This window comes from Citrobacter sp. Cpo221 (genome assembly GCF_030332345.1).
In the GTDB taxonomy this organism is placed as follows: Bacteria; Pseudomonadota; Gammaproteobacteria; order Enterobacterales; family Enterobacteriaceae; genus Citrobacter; species Citrobacter portucalensis.
Genome location: NZ_JAOWIA010000056.1, coordinates 285,724 through 302,926 on the forward strand (window position 1 = coordinate 285,724; position 17,203 = coordinate 302,926).

Consider the following 17,203-nt stretch of genomic DNA (forward strand, 5'->3'; position numbering starts at 1 on the left):
GTTTTTCTCCCCTCCCGCACGTGCCATAAGGTACAATCCCCGCTTTCTTTATCCACAAGGGACAAAAAATGGACGCTCGTTTTGTTCAGGCCCATAAAGAGGCGCGCTGGGCGCTGTGGCTAACCCTTTTATATCTGGTCACATGGTTAGTGGCCGCTTACTTACCTGATTCAACGCTGGGTTTTACCGGCTTACCGCACTGGTTCGAAATGGCCTGCCTGTTAACGCCGCTGGTTTTTATCGTGCTGTGCTGGGCGATGGTAAAGTTTATCTATCGCGACATTCCGTTGGAGGATGACGATGCAGCTTGAAGTTATTTTACCGCTGGTCGCCTATCTTCTGGTGGTATTCGGTCTCTCAGTTTATGCCATGCGTAAGAGAGTTACCGGTACCTTCCTGAATGAATATTTCCTTGGCAGCCGCTCCATGGGCGGGGTCGTGTTAGCGATGACGCTAACGGCAACCTACATTAGCGCCAGCTCGTTTATTGGCGGTCCTGGTGCCGCTTACAAATACGGACTGGGATGGGTGCTGCTGGCGATGATCCAGTTGCCTGCCGTCTGGCTGTCGCTGGGTATTCTCGGCAAGAAGTTCGCGATTCTGGCACGCCGTTATAATGCTGTTACCCTCAACGATATGCTATTTGCGCGCTACCAGAGCCGCCTGCTGGTATGGCTGGCAAGCCTCAGCCTGTTGGTCGCGTTTGTCGGGGCAATGACCGTACAGTTTATTGGCGGCGCACGTTTGCTGGAAACCGCAGCGGGTATCCCCTACGAAACCGGTCTGCTGATTTTTGGCGTCAGCATCGCGTTATACACGGCGTTCGGCGGCTTTCGCGCCAGTGTACTGAACGACACCATGCAGGGCATGGTGATGCTGATTGGTACTATCGTTTTGCTGGTCGGCGTCGTTCATGCTGCCGGTGGCCTTAGCAATGCGGTGGTAACCCTGCAGACTATCGACCCTAAACTGGTCTCGCCGCAGGGCGCTGATGACATTTTGTCACCCACGTTTATGACCTCATTCTGGGTGTTAGTATGCTTTGGCGTGATTGGCCTACCGCATACCGCGGTGCGCTGCATCTCTTATAAAGACAGTAAAGCGGTACACCGCGGCATTATCATCGGCACCATCGTAGTGGCGATCCTGATGTTTGGTATGCATCTGGCGGGTGCCCTGGGACGGGCGGTCATCCCTGACCTGACGGTACCGGATCTGGTTATCCCTACGCTGATGGTCAAAGTCCTGCCGCCGGTCGCTGCTGGGATTTTCCTCGCCGCACCTATGGCTGCGATTATGTCGACGATCAATGCCCAATTGCTGCAAAGTTCCGCTACGATCATTAAGGATCTGTACCTGAACCTTCGCCCGGAACAGCTGGAAAACGAAACCCGGCTGAAACGCATGTCGGCAGTGATTACCCTGCTGTTGGGCGCGTTACTGTTGCTGGCCGCCTGGAAACCGCCAGAGATGATTATCTGGCTGAATCTGCTGGCGTTTGGCGGGCTGGAAGCCGTCTTCCTGTGGCCTCTGGTGCTGGGCCTCTATTGGGAGCGGGCAAACGCGTCAGGCGCATTGAGCGCGATGATTGTCGGCGGCGTGCTTTATGCTCTACTCGCCACCTTTAACGTTCAGTTCCTGGGCTTCCACCCAATCGTGCCCTCGTTACTGATAAGCTTGCTGGCTTTCCTGATAGGCAACCGTTTCGGTTCCGCCGTCCCGCAAGCCGCCATATTGACTACTGATAAATAAAGAGTTTTGCCATGCCATGGATCCAACTGAAACTGAACACGACCGGTGCCAACGCTGAAGAGTTGAGCGATGCGCTGATGGAAGCGGGCTCCGTTTCCATTACTTTCCAGGATACGCATGATACGCCGGTATTTGAACCTCTGCCGGGCGAGACTCGCCTGTGGGGTGATACCGACGTTATCGGCTTGTTCGATGCAGAAACCGACATGAAAGAAGTGGTTGCCATCCTGGAACAGCATCCGCTGCTGGGTGAAGGCTTCGCGCATAAAATCGAACAGCTCGAAGACAAAGACTGGGAACGCGAATGGATGGATAACTTCCACCCGATGCGCTTTGGTGAACGTCTGTGGATTTGCCCAAGCTGGCGCGATGTCCCGGATGAGAATGCTGTCAACGTGATGCTGGACCCGGGTCTGGCATTTGGCACAGGCACGCACCCCACTACCTCTCTGTGCCTGCAATGGCTGGACGGTCTTGATCTTAACGGTAAAACGGTTATCGACTTTGGCTGCGGCTCCGGCATTCTTGCCATTGCGGCACTGAAGCTGGGTGCGGCGAAAGCCATTGGCGTGGATATCGACCCGCAAGCGATTCAGGCCAGCCGTGATAACGCCCAGCGTAATGGTGTTTCTGAGCGTCTGGAGCTTTATCTGCCGAAAGACCAGCCAGAGGCGATGAAAGCCGACGTGGTGGTCGCCAACATCCTTGCTGGCCCATTACGTGAACTGGCTCCGTTAATCAGCGTACTGCCCGTTGAGGGCGGTTTGCTGGGGCTTTCTGGTATTCTTGCCAGCCAGGCGGAAAGCGTCTGTGAAGCCTATGCCGATCTCTTTACGCTCGATCCGGTTATCGAGAAAGAAGAGTGGTGTCGCATTACCGGCCAGAAAAAATAATCCCTTCCGGCGTGGTTATCTGACCACGCCATTTTCAGACAATTGACCAGCATACCGACACTTTCCTCAGCGATATAATAATCAATTGATTTTGTTATTTTTTATATTGAGTTTCGTTGAGTAAACGTATGCGTTTCAACTGTTTTACAACAACTTTGCTGGCAGCATGCATGATGCCACTGACCACGCTGGCCGTACCATGGGGATATACCGAAGAAAACGGCCCCGCACGATGGGGAGAAATCAGCAAAGCGTATGCAACGTGCCAGACAGGCATAAACCAATCCCCCATAGACATCCAGACCACCACAACCAGTAAACTCGGTCTCCCCGCGCTAAACATGCAGTACGTCGATGGCCCAACTAGATTTCGGAGCATTAACCATACGTTGCAAGCAACGATGAGTAGTTACGCATCTAATTCTATTGAAATTGATGAAACGCTTTATTATTTAAAACAATTTGATTTTCACGCCCCGAGTGAACATACCCTCAACGGTAAAACCTATCCGCTGGAGATGCAGTTGCTCCACAAAAATCAATCCGGAGACATTGCTATTGTGGCGGTTATGTTTGACGTGGGTGAACAGAACCAGGCGATTCAAAATTTGTGGGAGTCCTTTCCAACCATGGAGGACAGCAGCATGGACATCTTCTCGCCGGTCGATATCCACCAGCTTTTACCCGACAATAAAACCTACTGGCGCTACCGTGGTTCGTTAACAACACCTCCCTGCACCGAAGGCGTCACCTGGTCTGTCCTGAAAACGCCTGTTGCTCTTTCTGCCGAACAGTTGGATAAATTTCACTACATTGTTGGGCCAGCAAACAATCGCCCGCTGCAGCCGTTGAATGAACGCAAGATTACGGACAGCTATTCTGGGGATACCGAGATCCTGTACTAAAATGAGGTAGCGATCACACAATGACGAGGTAATTTGCTGATTAATTCAGCAGAATATCTTGTCAGTACCGTCTGCAGCTGAAGAAAAAATGAGAAGTTACGCAAAATTATATGTGTATATAAAATCGACACATTTTTATAATGCGATGATTTATATGATTAAATATTTTCATGCGTTCACATTTACGGCAATTCATTGATCCACCTCAGTGGATTGGTCAAAGTTTGGCCTTTCATCTCGTGCGAAAAATGCGTAATATACGCCGCCTTGCAGTCACAGTATGGTCATTTCTTAACTCATGCGCATCGGACAATACCAGCTCAGAAATCGCCTGATCGCAGCACCTATGGCTGGCATCACTGACAGACCATTCAGGACGCTGTGCTATGAGATGGGAGCCGGATTGACAGTATCCGAGATGATGTCTTCTAACCCGCAGGTTTGGGAAAGTGACAAGTCTCGTTTACGGATGGTGCACGTTGATGAGCCAGGAATTCGCACGGTGCAAATTGCCGGTAGCGACCCTGTTGAGATGGCCGATGCCGCACGTATTAACGTGGAAAGCGGCGCCCAGATTATTGATATCAATATGGGGTGTCCGGCTAAAAAAGTGAATCGCAAGCTCGCAGGTTCAGCCCTCTTGCAGTACCCGGATTTAGTGAAATCGATACTAACCGAGGTCGTCAATGCAGTGGACGTTCCTGTCACACTCAAGATTCGCACCGGCTGGGCTCCGGAACACCGTAACTGCGTAGAGATTGCCCAACTGGCTGAAGGCTGTGGCATTCAGGCTCTGACCATTCATGGACGCACCCGCGCCTGTTTGTTCAATGGAGATGCTGAGTACGACAGTATTCGGGCAGTTAAGCAGAAAGTTTCCATTCCGATTATCGCGAATGGCGACATTACTGACCCGCATAAAGCCAGAGCTGTACTCGACTATACGGGGGCGGATGCCCTGATGATAGGACGTGCAGCTCAGGGAAGACCCTGGATCTTTCGGGAAATCCAGCATTATCTGGACACTGGGGAGCTGCTGCCCCCGCTGCCTATGGCAGAGGTGAAGCGCTTGCTTTGTGCGCACATTCGGGAACTGCACGACTTTTATGGTCAGGCAAAAGGGTACCGAATTGCGCGTAAACACGTATCCTGGTATCTCCAGGAACACGCTCCGGATGACCAGTTTCGGCGCACATTCAACGCCATTGAAGATTCCAGCGAACAGCTGGCGGCGTTGGAGGCATACTTCGAAAATTTTGCGTAAACAGAAATAAAGAGCTGACAGAACTATGTTCGAACAACGCGTAAATTCTGACGTACTGACCGTTTCTACCGTTAACTCTCAGGACCAGGTAACTCAAAAGCCCCTGCGTGACTCGGTTAAACAGGCACTGAAGAACTATTTTGCTCAATTGAATGGTCAGGATGTGAATGATCTCTATGAGCTGGTACTGGCTGAAGTAGAACAGCCCCTGTTGGACATGGTGATGCAATACACCCGCGGTAACCAGACCCGTGCTGCCCTGATGATGGGCATCAACCGTGGTACGCTGCGTAAAAAACTGAAAAAATACGGCATGAACTGATACTAATCAGTTAAATGTTTGTTTTAAAAGGCGCTACTCGGCATGGGGAAGCGCCTTTTTTATTGACGTCACACGGGAGGCTTTGGCGATGAACGCGAGATGTGAACCTGTCTATTTTGGCGATGAATCTAAAAAGATAATCCTGGGTGACGCGCTAACTGAACTGAAAAAACTGCCGTCTGAAAGTGTCGAACTCATTTTTGCTGACCCTCCTTATAACATCGGGAAAGACTTTGACGGGATGGTGGAATCCTGGGACGAAGAGGCCTTTCTGGCGTGGTTGTTTGAGTGCATCGACGAGTGCCATCGCATCCTCAAACCACACGGCACCATGTACATCATGAACAGTACGGAGAACATGCCGTACATCGACCTCAAATGCCGCCCGCTTTTTACCATCAAGAGTCGTATCGTGTGGTCATACGATAGCTCAGGGGTACAAGCCAAAAATTACTTTGGTTCGATGTATGAACCGATCCTAATGATGGTAAAAGATCAGAAAAACTACACATTTAATCGTGACGATATTCTGGTTGAAGCCAAAACTGGCGCTAAACGCGCGCTAATAGACTACAGAAAAAACCCGCCGCAGCCATACAATCAGAAAAAAGTGCCGGGCAATGTCTGGGAGTTCCCACGCGTACGCTATCTGATGGACGAATACGAAAACCACCCCACCCAGAAACCCAAAGCCCTCCTGGAGCGTATAATTCTGGCGTCCTCGAACCCAGATGACAAGGTACTCGATCCGTTCGCCGGCAGCTTCACCACCGGTGCTACCGCCGTGGAATTGGGTCGCAAGTTTGTCGGGATTGAGATCAATACTGAATACGTAAAAATGGGGCTCAGAAGACTGAGTATCGGTTCTCATTTTTCAGAAATTGAGCTTGCCAAGGTGAAAAAACGTAAGACAAAAAACCTGTCTAAAAAGAGTCGATTGACGGCAAAGAGTGGCGATCTTTCAACAAAGTAAAGGCATTGTAAGTCTGCTTTTCAGCTTAAAAATTTCGTGTATATTCCCTGCACGCTTGGGCATGAATACACAGGGTTTAGGAATGATTCGCAAGTATTGGTGGCTGGTTGTTTTTGCGGTCTTCGTTTTTCTTTTTGATGCGCTGCTCATCCAGTGGATAGAGCTGATGACAACAGAGCACGACAAGTGCCGGAATATGAACTCAGTGAATCCCCTTAAGCTGGTCAACTGCGTCGACCTCGAATAGCACCTCAGGTAATGCTTCGACAGCCGTCAGCCTCTGGCGGTAAAAACTATCCGACCTGGTTTTCACTCTGCATTAATTGCATGACGCTACCGTCTGGGCTTAACATTTTTAGTACATTATCAACTAATACTGGAGCTTGCCCATATAGATCATAACTCACTGGATTCATTAACCAGTTTTTTATAATTCCGCTAAAACTACCGTGCAGAATAATGATGATGACATCTAAATCAAGAGTGGTGGCAATCAGATTGTCATCTACACACTTTTGCAGGGAATCACGAATGCTTTGATGACTGATACCTATTTTATCGCGAATAGCCTGCTCAGATATCATATCGTTATGAAATTCACACTTATGATATAAAATCTGCATTAATGCCTGCTGACGAGGGTTCTCTGCAATATATTGTAACCCCACCACAAACTTTTCTCGCAATCGCTGTAAAGGGTTATCACCCCAACGACCAATTAGCTTGTCCTGAATCAGATCGCGTAAAGGTGGTTGTTGTAACCATAGCTCATTAAACAGTTGAGTTTTATTTTCGAAATGCCAATAGAGCGCGCCACGCGTGACGCTGGCGGCATCCGCAATGTCGTTTAGCGTCGTATTGCTTACGCCACGTGCGGCAAACTGTACAATTGCTGTTTCTATCAGGTTCTGCCGCGTTTTGAGGGCATCAGCTTTCGTTTTTCTGGCCATGGTCCCGACTGTCTGAGGTAGAGTAGAGAATGATTAATTTTCTTATCTAATATTTGCGATACGGAACAAATGTATCACTTAGCATTTATTTAAACGAGTTCTAAAAAATATTATTACGGACTTCGCACACGAATAAACAAAAAGAATACCAACAATAAATATATTCATAAACCAAATGCTTATTTCAATTTGTGTTTATGCGAATCATAGTATTGCTATCAACACCACAATGAAACAGCTGTCGATTAATCTTTTTTTGCTTTTACGTGCCGTGTATCGCGCCCATAAATAAGTATTGCTTACATCGCAAGCTAATAATTTGTAGGATAGCCAACTATTATTTTTCTTGTGCGCGTTATCGCCCCTGCGTTACCCGGTTAATAACGAGCGTTCGGTTTTTTAAGGAATAGAAATGACGAAAAATGCCAGGTTTTCACTCCTGCCCTCATTCATCATCGTCTCCGCAGCATTACTCGCCGGTTGTAACGATCAGGGAGAAACACAAGCTCATCCCACAGAACCGCAGGTGACTGTCCATGTCGTCGAAAAGGCTCCTTTAGCCGTAACGACCGAATTACCCGGGCGCACAACGGCATTCCGAATTGCAGAAGTTCGTCCCCAGGTCAGCGGGATAGTGCTTAAACGGAATTTCACTGAGGGAAGCGATATTGAATCCGGACAGTCACTTTATCAGATCGATCCCGCGACTTATCAGGCTGACTATGACAGCGCCAAAGGTGAACTGGCGAAGAGTGAAGCGGCTGCTGCAATCGCGCATTTAACGGTAAAACGCTATGTGCCGTTGGTTGGCACCAAGTACATCAGCCAGCAAGAGTACGATCAGGCAATTGCTGATGCCCGTCAGGCCGATGCCTCCGTGATCGCGGCAAAAGCGGCGGTCGAAAGCGCGCGTATCAATCTGGCCTACACCAAAGTGACATCGCCAATTAGCGGACGCATCGGTAAATCTAACGTCACCGAAGGTGCATTAGTCACGAATGGCCAGGCTACAGAGCTTGCTACCGTTCAACAGCTCGATCCCATTTACGTCGACGTGACACAGTCCAGTAACGACTTTATGCGCCTCAAACAGTCCGTTGAACAAGGGAGCCTGCATAAAGACAGCGCCAGCAGTACTGTCGAACTGGTAATGGAAAATGGTCAGTCATACCCGCTAAAAGGCTCTTTGCAGTTTTCCGATGTGACGGTTGATGAAAGCACCGGCTCAATCACCCTCAGAGCCGTGTTCCCTAACCCACAGCACACGCTGTTGCCGGGCATGTTTGTGCGCGCACGCATTGATGAAGGCGTCCAGCCGAATGCCATTCTCGTTCCGCAGCAGGGGGTAACGCGTACGCCTCGCGGCGATGCCACCGTAATGGTCGTTAACGACAAGAGTCAGGTTGAGTCTCGCGCAGTCGTTGCCGCACAAGCTATTGGTGACAAGTGGCTCATTAGCGAAGGCCTGCAACCGGGTGACAAAGTTATCGTGAGCGGCTTACAGAAAGCACGTCCAGGCGTTCAGGTTAAAGCAACCGCCGATACCGAAACCCCTGCCACGAAAGCCCAATAAGGTAACCGGACATGGCTAACTTTTTTATCAGGCGTCCTATCTTTGCCTGGGTATTAGCTATCATTCTGATGATGGCGGGTGCTCTGGCAATCATGCAACTGCCCGTGGCACAGTACCCGACCATTGCGCCTCCTGCGGTCGCTATTTCTGCTACCTACCCTGGTGCGGATGCACAGACGGTTCAGGATACAGTCACACAGGTTATCGAACAGAATATGAATGGTATCGATAACCTGATGTATATGTCCTCCACCAGCGACTCGGCCGGGAGTGTGACTATTACGCTGACTTTCCAGTCCGGTACCGATCCCGATATCGCGCAAGTGCAGGTGCAAAATAAACTGCAGCTCGCCACTCCGCTACTGCCGCAAGAAGTTCAGCAGCAAGGGATCAGCGTCGAGAAATCCAGCAGCAGCTTTTTGATGGTCGCGGGTTTTGTTTCTGACAACCCACAAACCACACAGGATGACATTTCCGATTACGTCGCCTCGAACGTTAAAGACTCAATCAGCCGTCTGAATGGCGTGGGTGACGTGCAGCTGTTTGGTGCACAGTACGCCATGCGCATCTGGCTGGATGCAAACTTATTGAATAAATATCAGCTCACGCCGGTTGATGTGATCAATCAGTTGAAGGTACAGAACGATCAGATTGCCGCAGGTCAGTTAGGAGGGACGCCTGCATTACCTAACCAGCAGCTGAACGCTTCTATCATTGCGCAAACGCGACTGAAAGACCCTGAAGAGTTCGGCAAAGTGACTTTACGCGTGAACAGCGATGGTTCGGTTGTTCACCTGAAAGACGTCGCGCGTATCGAGTTGGGCGGGGAAAACTACAACGTCGTGGCGCGTATTAACGGTAAGCCTGCATCCGGCCTTGGGATCAAGCTGGCAACCGGGGCAAACGCACTGGATACCGCGAACGCTATTAAAGCCAAGCTGGTTGAACTGCAACCATTCTTCCCGCAGGGAATGAAGGTGGTCTACCCGTACGACACGACGCCATTTGTGACCATCTCCATTCATGAAGTGGTAAAAACGCTGTTTGAAGCGATCGTGCTGGTGTTCCTGGTCATGTATTTGTTCCTGCAAAACATCCGGGCAACGCTCATTCCGACCATCGCTGTACCTGTCGTATTGTTGGGCACATTTGCCGTGCTTGCTGCGTTTGGCTACTCAATAAACACCCTGACGATGTTCGGCATGGTACTCGCCATCGGCCTATTGGTCGATGATGCGATAGTGGTGGTGGAAAACGTAGAACGCGTGATGATGGAAGATAATCTGCCGCCCAAAGAGGCGACGGAAAAATCCATGTCACAAATACAGGGGGCATTGGTTGGTATTGCCATGGTGCTTTCTGCGGTATTTATCCCGATGGCCTTCTTTGGCGGTTCAACCGGGGCTATCTATCGGCAGTTCTCCATCACCATCGTTTCCGCCATGGCGCTTTCTGTACTGGTCGCGCTGATCCTGACCCCTGCGCTTTGTGCAACGCTGTTGAAGCCGGTATCGGCTGAGCATCACGAGAAAAAAAGCGATTTCTTTGGCTGGTTTAATGCCAAATTCGATCACAGCGTCAATCACTACACCAAAAGCGTCAGCGGTATTGTGCGTAAAACCGGGCGTTATCTGGTCGTCTACCTGATAATCGTCATCGGGATGGCGGTGCTGTTTATGCGCCTGCCGACCTCCTTCCTGCCAGAGGAGGATCAGGGTGTGTTTATGACAATGATTCAACTTCCGGCAGGCGCTACGCAAGAGCGCACCCAGAAAGTACTGGATCAGGTTACTCAGTACTACCTGACCAATGAGAAAGCTAACGTCGAAAGCGTCTTCACGGTTAACGGTTTTAGCTTCAGCGGTCAGGGGCAAAACTCAGGTCTGGCATTCGTTAGCCTCAAGCCCTGGGATGAACGTAGCGGCGAGGAAAATAGTGTTGAAGCGGTCATTGCACGCGCCACACGCGCGTTCAGCCAGATCCGCGATGGGTTAGTCTTCCCCTTCAATATGCCCGCTATTGTTGAACTGGGTACCGCAACCGGCTTCGATTTTGAGTTGATCGATCAGGGCGGTCTGGGGCATACGGCGTTGACGCAAGCGCGTAACCAACTGCTGGGGATGGTGGCTAAACACCCCGATCTGTTGGTTCGTGTTCGTCCTAACGGACTGGAAGATACTCCGCAGTTTAAGCTGGATGTTGATCAGGAGAAAGCACAGGCGCTGGGGGTATCGCTGTCGGATATCAACGAAACTATCTCCGCATCACTGGGCGGCTATTACGTTAACGACTTTATTGACCGTGGCCGCGTGAAGAAAGTTTACGTCCAGGGAGATGCAAAATACCGCATGCTGCCAGCGGACATCAATAATCTGTATATCCGCAGCGCCAATGGCGAAATGGTTCCGTTCTCTGCGTTCAGTGCATCACATTGGATTTATGGTTCACCGCGACTGGAACGTTACAACGGTATGCCATCCATGGAAATACTGGGCGAAGCAGCACCTGGCAGAAGTACCGGTGAAGCAATGGCGCTGATGGAAAGTCTGGCGGAAAAACTGCCAAACGGTATTGGTCATGACTGGACGGGGATGTCCTATCAGGAAAGGCTGTCGGGTAACCAGGCGCCTGCGCTGTATGCCATCTCGCTAATCGTTGTCTTCCTTTGCCTTGCCGCATTGTATGAAAGCTGGTCTATTCCTTTCTCGGTGATGCTGGTTGTACCGCTCGGTGTTGTGGGCGCATTGTTAGCAGCATCACTGCGTGGGATGAATAACGACGTGTATTTCCAGGTTGGCTTACTAACCACTATCGGCCTCTCGGCTAAGAACGCTATCCTGATCGTCGAATTTGCCAAAGACCTGATGGATAAAGAAGGCAAGGGGTTGATTGAAGCGACGCTGGAGGCATCGCGTATGCGTCTTCGTCCTATCCTGATGACATCCCTGGCCTTTATTCTGGGGGTTATGCCTCTGGTTATCAGTCACGGAGCAGGTAGTGGTGCGCAGAATGCGGTCGGTACAGGTGTTATGGGAGGAATGCTGACCGCAACATTGTTGGCTATCTTCTTCGTCCCCGTCTTCTTTGTTGTCGTAAGACGGCGTTTTAGTCGGCACAACGATTAATTTGTAAAATAAAGGCGTCTACGGACGCCTTTTTCACCTACGATGCTCCTCTTTATTTATTAGTAAGATAGCCATTTATTTCATTTAAACTATCCCTCTAAACTCGCCTGCAACCTTTCTTTTTATCCATTATTTTTACAATCCACATGAATTGAGATTATTCCTCATGTCAGTCCTTTTTTAAGAAGTGGTAAAATAATCACCGAGTTCGCAGATGGCTTAGCGTTTGTCTTTGCTTAATTAGCGAAACGCTTATTTTGAGGTAACACCATGAAAAGATTAATATCCGTTGCATTGCTTACCGCATTCCTGGCTGGCTGTGCACACGATTCTCCTTGCGTACCTGTATACGACGATCAGGGGCGCCTGGTTCATACCAATACCTGTATGAAAGGCACTACCCAGGATAACTGGGAAACAGCCGGAGCCATCGCCGGTGGTGCTGCAGCCGTTGCCGGACTGACACTTGGGATTGTCGCCCTGACCAAATAAATCATCTCAAAAGCGCGGTTATTACCGCGCTTTTAGCAATAAGCATAAAATCTACATATAAGACAAAACGTTGCTTAATAGTGCCTGGCATATAATAAAATTATTATAGAGTTCCTTCACACATCCACGATTTGAAATTAGCATTTTTTCTGTTTTTCGTAACACCACAATCTCTTTTCATTATTCTCACGCCATTAATATTAACGCCAGAAATCGTTATCACGCGTCCTGTCTGATTTTTAAATTTTTTGCGCCGAAATGTGGCTTACGTTTCAATTTTGCACCACTTCAGGGCGCTGCATTTATTTTTTCCTGTCTACACTCTGCATATTGCGTCGAATAATCAGGCGCAAAAAACTGGCACTACCTTTGCTTAAAAGAGTATGGCCAAAGCCACAGACAGGTAAAAGACGTTTTCAGAACGTTTCCATAACAATAATTCCTCCACACAGGATGCTCTATGAAAAAGATGATAATCGCCAGCCTGGCTGCGGCCGGTGTGCTGCTTGCTGTTGCAAATCAGGCACATGCCGGCGCAACACTTGATGCCGTAAAGAAAAAAGGGTTTGTGCAATGTGGGATCAGCGACGGCTTGCCTGGCTTTTCTTACGCCGATGCAAGCGGCAAGTTCTCGGGTATTGATGTTGATGTATGTCGTGGCGTTGCCTCCGCCGTATTTGGCGATGATAGCAAAGTAAAATATACCCCGCTCACCGCCAAGGAACGCTTTACCGCATTACAGTCTGGTGAAGTCGACTTGCTCTCTCGTAATACCACGTGGACCTCTTCTCGTGATGCCGGTATGGGCATGTCCTTCACTGGCGTAACGTATTACGACGGCATTGGTTTTCTTACCCACAATAAAGCAGGCCTGAAGAGCGCTAAAGAGCTGGATGGCGCAACGGTCTGTATTCAGGCGGGAACCGATACCGAACTGAACGTGGCCGACTACTTTAAAGCCAACAATATGAAGTACACCCCCGTCACTTTTGACCGCTCGGATGAATCAGCCAAAGCTCTGGAATCTGGACGTTGCGACACGCTAGCTTCCGACCAGTCTCAGCTGTATGCCCTACGCATCAAGCTGAGCAATCCTGCGGAGTGGATCGTCCTGCCAGAAGTTATTTCTAAAGAACCGCTGGGACCTGTCGTACGTCGTGGGGACGATGAGTGGTTCTCCATTGTTCGCTGGACGCTGTTCGCCATGCTGAATGCGGAAGAAATGGGTGTTAACTCGAAAAACGTCGATGAAAAAGCGGCTAATCCAGCAACACCGGATATGGCACACCTGTTGGGTAAAGAAGGGGATTATGGCAAGGATCTGAAGCTTGATAACAAATGGGCCTACAACATTATCAAGCAGGTTGGTAACTATTCGGAGATCTTTGAACGTAACGTTGGATCGGAAAGTCCGCTGAAGATCAAACGTGGACAGAACAACCTCTGGAATAACGGTGGCATTCAATATGCGCCACCGGTGCGCTAATGCGTAGTGATGTAACGGGCGCCGCAACTGCGGCGCTCAGCCCAGAGTCATAGTTACTGAGGTTTTCTTATGTTCCATCGCCGCTCAACCGTAAAAGGATCATTATCCTTTTCTAACCCTGCGGTCCGCGCCTGGTTATTTCAAATACTCGCCGTCATTGCGGTTATCAGCATTGCGGTCTATCTCATTCATAACACGATAAATAACCTGAACAATAGCGGTATTACCTCGGGGTTTTCTTTTCTCGATCGCAGCGCCGGATTTGGAATTGTCCAACATCTGATCGATTACGAGCAAGGCGATACGTATGGTCGTGTCTTTGTGGTCGGCCTGCTCAATACGCTGTTAGTTTCAGCACTGTGCATTGTTTTCGCATCAATTCTCGGTTTCTTTCTCGGGCTGGCACGCCTGTCAGATAACTGGTTATTGCGAAAGCTCTCGACGATCTACATCGAAACGTTCCGCAATATACCGCCGCTGCTGCAGATCTTCTTCTGGTATTTCGCCGTATTACGTAACCTGCCCGGCCCACGTCAGGCCGTTAACGCGCTGGATTTGATGTTCCTGAGTAACCGGGGGCTCTATATTCCGTCCCCGCAAATGGGAGAAGGTTTTTTTGCCTTTTGCACCGCTGTTGTTATCGCTATCGTCGTCACCATCGGATTATTTCGCTTCAACAGAATGCATCAGACCAAAACCGGTCAGCTACGTCGGACCTGGCCCACAGCTCTTACGTTGATCGTACTTTTACCGGTGATTTCACAGTGGATGTTTGGCGCTGCGCTTCACTGGGATATTCCCGCGCTCCGTGGTTTTAACTTCAGTGGCGGTATGGTGCTTATTCCTGAACTGGCGGCACTAACTCTGGCGCTTTCGGTATATACCTCGGCATTTATTGCAGAAATTATTAGGGCAGGCATTCAGGCCGTTCCTTACGGCCAACATGAAGCCGCACGCTCGCTGGGTCTACCAAATCCGGTGACGCTACGCCAGGTAATCATCCCACAGGCGCTACGCGTCATCATTCCCCCACTGACCAGCCAGTACCTGAATATCGTCAAGAACTCTTCTCTTGCAGCCGCCATTGGCTACCCGGACATGGTTTCACTGTTTGCCGGCACGGTACTCAATCAAACAGGGCAAGCCATTGAAACGATCGCCATCACCATGTCGGTATACCTGATCATCAGTCTAAGTATTTCTTTGCTGATGAATATTTATAACCGCCGTATTGCACTGATTGAGCGCTAAGGAGCCATGATGACAAAAGCACTGCTGTCTCACCCCTCGCGCCAGCGCAGCAATCCGGCAAGCCGCAGTCTACTCTGGGTGCGTAAAAACCTGTTCTCCAGTTGGTCAAATAGCCTGCTCACCCTGCTATGCGTATGGCTGATTTGGTCATTTCTTCCACCACTGTTGAACTGGGTATTTTTTCAGGCCAACTGGGTCGGCTCTACCCGGGCAGACTGCACCAAAGCGGGAGCCTGCTGGGTGTTCATTTATGAACGCTTCGGGCAATTCATGTATGGGCTTTATCCCCACGATCAGCGTTGGCGCGTAAATCTGGCCCTGATGATTGGTCTGGTTTCTATTGTTCCGATGTTCTGGAAAACCATTCCTCACCGTGGCCGCTATATCGCCATCTGGGCAGTCATTTATCCGATTGTCGTCTGGTGGCTGATGTACGGTGGTTTTTTCGGGCTTGAACGCGTAGAAACGCGGCAGTGGGGCGGATTAACACTGACGCTTATTATTGCATCCGTGGGGATTGCAGGCGCGCTTCCATGGGGCATTTTACTGGCGTTGGGACGTCGTTCCCATATGCCAGTCGTGCGGGTTTTATCCGTCATTTTCATTGAGTTCTGGCGCGGTGTACCGCTGATTACCGTTCTGTTTATGTCCTCGGTCATGCTTCCTCTGTTTATGTCCGAAGGAACCAGTATCGACAAGCTTATCCGGGCGCTGGTCGGCGTTATTCTTTTCCAGTCGGCCTATGTCGCAGAAGTGGTTCGCGGAGGGTTACAGGCCCTACCAAAAGGTCAGTATGAAGCCGCGGAATCACTGGCGCTAGGTTACTGGAAAACTCAGGGGCTGGTCATTCTTCCGCAAGCCCTCAAGCTGGTTATCCCTGGCCTGGTTAACACGATTATCGCTCTGTTCAAGGATACCAGCCTGGTCATCATCATCGGTCTGTTTGATCTCTTCAGTAGCGTACAGCAGGCAACTGTGGACCCTGCGTGGCTGGGTATGTCGACGGAAGGATATGTTTTTGCCGCACTGATCTACTGGATCTTCTGTTTCAGCATGTCGCGTTACAGCCAGCATCTGGAAAAACGTTTTAACACCGGGCGTACACCGCACTGAGGAATTTATGAGCCAATTATTAATGCCGTCTACCGACTCGATGATTACACTGGAAAACGTCAACAAATGGTACGGACAGTTTCATGTCCTGAAAAACATCAACCTAAAGGTAAAACAGGGAGAGCGCATCGTATTATGCGGGCCTTCCGGTTCGGGTAAATCGACAACTATCCGCTGTATTAACCATCTTGAAGAACATCAGCAAGGACGCATTGTGGTGGATGGGATTGAACTCAATGAAGACATCCGCAATATTGAGCGCGTCCGACAAGAAGTCGGCATGGTCTTTCAGCACTTTAATCTCTTTCCTCATTTAACTGTCTTGCAAAACTGCACACTGGCGCCTATCTGGGTGCAAAAGATGCCGAAAAAAGAGGCTGAAGTACTGGCAATGCACTACCTTGAGCGGGTCCGCATTGCCGAACATGCGCATAAATATCCCGGGCAAATCTCTGGTGGACAACAACAGCGCGTGGCCATTGCACGCTCGCTGTGTATGAAACCCAAAATCATGTTATTTGATGAACCCACATCAGCGTTGGATCCTGAAATGGTAAAAGAAGTGCTGGATACCATGATAGGTCTGGCGCAATCGGGTATGACCATGCTATGTGTAACCCATGAAATGGGCTTTGCCCGCACAGTAGCTGACCGGGTGATCTTTATGGATCTTGGCGAGATTGTGGAACAGGCACCACCGGATGAGTTTTTTGCTCACCCCAAATCGGAACGCACTCGCGCGTTTTTATCGCAGGTTATTCATTAAATATATATGCCGGATACAGTTCCGGCTGATTTTCGCGTATAAATGCAAAAAGGCCATCCGAAAGGATGGCCTTTTCACTTATTTGATGTCTGGCAGTTTATGGCGGGCGTGCTGCCCGCCACCCTCCGGGCCGTTGCTGCGCAACGTTCAGATCCGCTCCCGGCGGATTTGTCCTCCTCAGGAGAGCGCTCGCCGACAAACAACAGATAAAACAAAAGGCCCAGTCTTTCGACTGAGCCTTTCGCTTTTATTTGATGTCTGGCAGTTCCCTACTCTCGCATGGGGAGACCCCACACTACCATCGGCGCTACGGCGTTTCACTTCTGAGTTCGGCATGG

At 49.8% G+C, this 17,203-nt stretch carries 16 protein-coding genes and 1 rRNA gene; 15 read left to right on the top strand and 2 right to left on the bottom strand.

The annotated features are described in order from the left end of the window. Nucleotides 1–68 precede the first annotated feature (68 nt). The 8 genes from OGY72_RS15560 (at nt 69) to OGY72_RS15595 (ending at nt 6,356) form a co-directional block, all read left to right on the top strand. Nucleotides 69–311 (top strand): YhdT family protein, encoded by a 243-nt coding sequence (locus OGY72_RS15560; RefSeq protein ID WP_003828839.1) that lies wholly within the window; start codon nt 69–71, stop codon nt 309–311. Further along, on the top strand, nt 301–1,752 hold the full coding sequence (panF, locus tag OGY72_RS15565; RefSeq protein WP_126317326.1) for a sodium/pantothenate symporter: 1,452 nt from the start codon (nt 301–303) through the stop codon (nt 1,750–1,752). Before OGY72_RS15560 ends, panF begins: the two co-directional genes overlap by 11 nt. An 11-nt stretch (nt 1,753–1,763) precedes the next feature. After that, nucleotides 1,764–2,645 carry a 50S ribosomal protein L11 methyltransferase gene (gene prmA, locus OGY72_RS15570; RefSeq protein WP_003025221.1) on the top strand — a complete coding sequence of 294 codons (882 nt, stop codon included), beginning with the start codon at nt 1,764–1,766 and terminating at the stop codon, nt 2,643–2,645. A 170-nt stretch (nt 2,646–2,815) separates the two neighbouring features. Next, entirely contained in the window at nt 2,816–3,550 is a 735-nt protein-coding gene (locus OGY72_RS15575; RefSeq protein WP_226804259.1) for a carbonic anhydrase, read from the top strand. A 298-nt stretch (nt 3,551–3,848) separates the two neighbouring features. After that, nucleotides 3,849–4,814: a tRNA dihydrouridine synthase DusB gene (gene dusB / locus OGY72_RS15580; protein ID WP_126317324.1), complete on the top strand. Its 966-nt coding sequence runs from the start codon at nt 3,849–3,851 to the stop codon at nt 4,812–4,814. 25 nt (nt 4,815–4,839) lie between these two features. After that, the gene (fis, locus tag OGY72_RS15585; protein ID WP_000462905.1) at nt 4,840–5,136 is read left to right on the top strand and encodes a DNA-binding transcriptional regulator Fis; all 297 of its coding nucleotides are present in this window, start codon (nt 4,840–4,842) and stop codon (nt 5,134–5,136) included. 88 nt (nt 5,137–5,224) lie between these two features. Then, a complete protein-coding gene (gene yhdJ, locus OGY72_RS15590) occupies nt 5,225–6,109 on the top strand; it encodes an adenine-specific DNA-methyltransferase (protein ID WP_008785971.1) in 885 nt (294 codons plus the stop codon). A gap of 82 nt (nt 6,110–6,191) precedes the next feature. Beyond that, complete coding sequence (locus OGY72_RS15595) at nt 6,192–6,356, top strand: DUF2556 family protein (RefSeq protein WP_003025279.1); 165 nt, start codon at nt 6,192–6,194, stop codon at nt 6,354–6,356. 46 nt (nt 6,357–6,402) lie between these two features. Here the strand turns inward: OGY72_RS15595 and envR are convergent, their stop codons facing one another. Continuing rightward, nucleotides 6,403–7,059, bottom strand: coding sequence for an acrEF/envCD operon transcriptional regulator (gene envR / locus OGY72_RS15600; protein WP_003828851.1), 657 nt, complete (start codon nt 7,057–7,059; stop codon nt 6,403–6,405). A 412-nt stretch (nt 7,060–7,471) separates the two neighbouring features. Between envR and OGY72_RS15605 the strand changes: the two genes are divergently transcribed. The 7 genes from OGY72_RS15605 to OGY72_RS15635 all read left to right on the top strand — a co-directional run bounded on the left by OGY72_RS15605 (nt 7,472) and on the right by OGY72_RS15635 (nt 16,865). Beyond that, complete coding sequence (locus OGY72_RS15605; RefSeq protein ID WP_003828853.1) at nt 7,472–8,632, top strand: efflux RND transporter periplasmic adaptor subunit; 1,161 nt, start codon at nt 7,472–7,474, stop codon at nt 8,630–8,632. 11 nt (nt 8,633–8,643) lie between these two features. After that, entirely contained in the window at nt 8,644–11,757 is a 3,114-nt protein-coding gene (locus OGY72_RS15610) for an efflux RND transporter permease subunit (RefSeq protein ID WP_286548215.1), read from the top strand. 270 nt (nt 11,758–12,027) lie between these two features. Beyond that, a complete protein-coding gene (locus OGY72_RS15615; RefSeq protein ID WP_003025292.1) occupies nt 12,028–12,249 on the top strand; it encodes a lipoprotein in 222 nt (73 codons plus the stop codon). A gap of 460 nt (nt 12,250–12,709) precedes the next feature. Further along, nucleotides 12,710–13,735: an amino acid ABC transporter substrate-binding protein gene (locus OGY72_RS15620; protein WP_286548217.1), complete on the top strand. Its 1,026-nt coding sequence runs from the start codon at nt 12,710–12,712 to the stop codon at nt 13,733–13,735. A 69-nt stretch (nt 13,736–13,804) separates the two neighbouring features. Next, entirely contained in the window at nt 13,805–14,986 is a 1,182-nt protein-coding gene (locus tag OGY72_RS15625) for an amino acid ABC transporter permease (protein WP_286548218.1), read from the top strand. 9 nt (nt 14,987–14,995) lie between these two features. After that, nucleotides 14,996–16,099 carry an amino acid ABC transporter permease gene (locus OGY72_RS15630; protein ID WP_286548221.1) on the top strand — a complete coding sequence of 368 codons (1,104 nt, stop codon included), beginning with the start codon at nt 14,996–14,998 and terminating at the stop codon, nt 16,097–16,099. Nucleotides 16,100–16,106: 7 nt separating this feature from the next. Then, nucleotides 16,107–16,865: an amino acid ABC transporter ATP-binding protein gene (locus OGY72_RS15635; RefSeq protein WP_126317321.1), complete on the top strand. Its 759-nt coding sequence runs from the start codon at nt 16,107–16,109 to the stop codon at nt 16,863–16,865. A gap of 256 nt (nt 16,866–17,121) precedes the next feature. Here the strand turns inward: OGY72_RS15635 and rrf are convergent. Continuing rightward, nucleotides 17,122–17,203, bottom strand: a 5S ribosomal RNA gene (gene rrf / locus OGY72_RS24960); the annotation flags it as partial.

Excerpts from the sequence above, each read along its gene's own strand:
- OGY72_RS15560 (WP_003828839.1), top strand. The coding sequence starts at position 69 with ATGGACGCTCGTTTTGTTCAGGCCCATAAAGAGGCGCGCTGGGCGCTG.
- panF (WP_126317326.1), top strand. The coding sequence starts at position 301 with ATGCAGCTTGAAGTTATTTTACCGCTGGTCGCCTATCTTCTGGTGGTA.
- prmA (WP_003025221.1), top strand. The coding sequence starts at position 1,764 with ATGCCATGGATCCAACTGAAACTGAACACGACCGGTGCCAACGCTGAA.
- OGY72_RS15575 (WP_226804259.1), top strand. The coding sequence starts at position 2,816 with ATGATGCCACTGACCACGCTGGCCGTACCATGGGGATATACCGAAGAA.
- dusB (WP_126317324.1), top strand. The coding sequence starts at position 3,849 with ATGCGCATCGGACAATACCAGCTCAGAAATCGCCTGATCGCAGCACCT.
- fis (WP_000462905.1), top strand. The coding sequence starts at position 4,840 with ATGTTCGAACAACGCGTAAATTCTGACGTACTGACCGTTTCTACCGTT.
- yhdJ (WP_008785971.1), top strand. The coding sequence starts at position 5,225 with ATGAACGCGAGATGTGAACCTGTCTATTTTGGCGATGAATCTAAAAAG.
- OGY72_RS15595 (WP_003025279.1), top strand. The coding sequence starts at position 6,192 with ATGATTCGCAAGTATTGGTGGCTGGTTGTTTTTGCGGTCTTCGTTTTT.
- envR (WP_003828851.1), bottom strand. The coding sequence starts at position 7,059 with ATGGCCAGAAAAACGAAAGCTGATGCCCTCAAAACGCGGCAGAACCTG.
- OGY72_RS15605 (WP_003828853.1), top strand. The coding sequence starts at position 7,472 with ATGACGAAAAATGCCAGGTTTTCACTCCTGCCCTCATTCATCATCGTC.
- OGY72_RS15610 (WP_286548215.1), top strand. The coding sequence starts at position 8,644 with ATGGCTAACTTTTTTATCAGGCGTCCTATCTTTGCCTGGGTATTAGCT.
- OGY72_RS15615 (WP_003025292.1), top strand. The coding sequence starts at position 12,028 with ATGAAAAGATTAATATCCGTTGCATTGCTTACCGCATTCCTGGCTGGC.
- OGY72_RS15620 (WP_286548217.1), top strand. The coding sequence starts at position 12,710 with ATGAAAAAGATGATAATCGCCAGCCTGGCTGCGGCCGGTGTGCTGCTT.
- OGY72_RS15625 (WP_286548218.1), top strand. The coding sequence starts at position 13,805 with ATGTTCCATCGCCGCTCAACCGTAAAAGGATCATTATCCTTTTCTAAC.
- OGY72_RS15630 (WP_286548221.1), top strand. The coding sequence starts at position 14,996 with ATGACAAAAGCACTGCTGTCTCACCCCTCGCGCCAGCGCAGCAATCCG.
- OGY72_RS15635 (WP_126317321.1), top strand. The coding sequence starts at position 16,107 with ATGAGCCAATTATTAATGCCGTCTACCGACTCGATGATTACACTGGAA.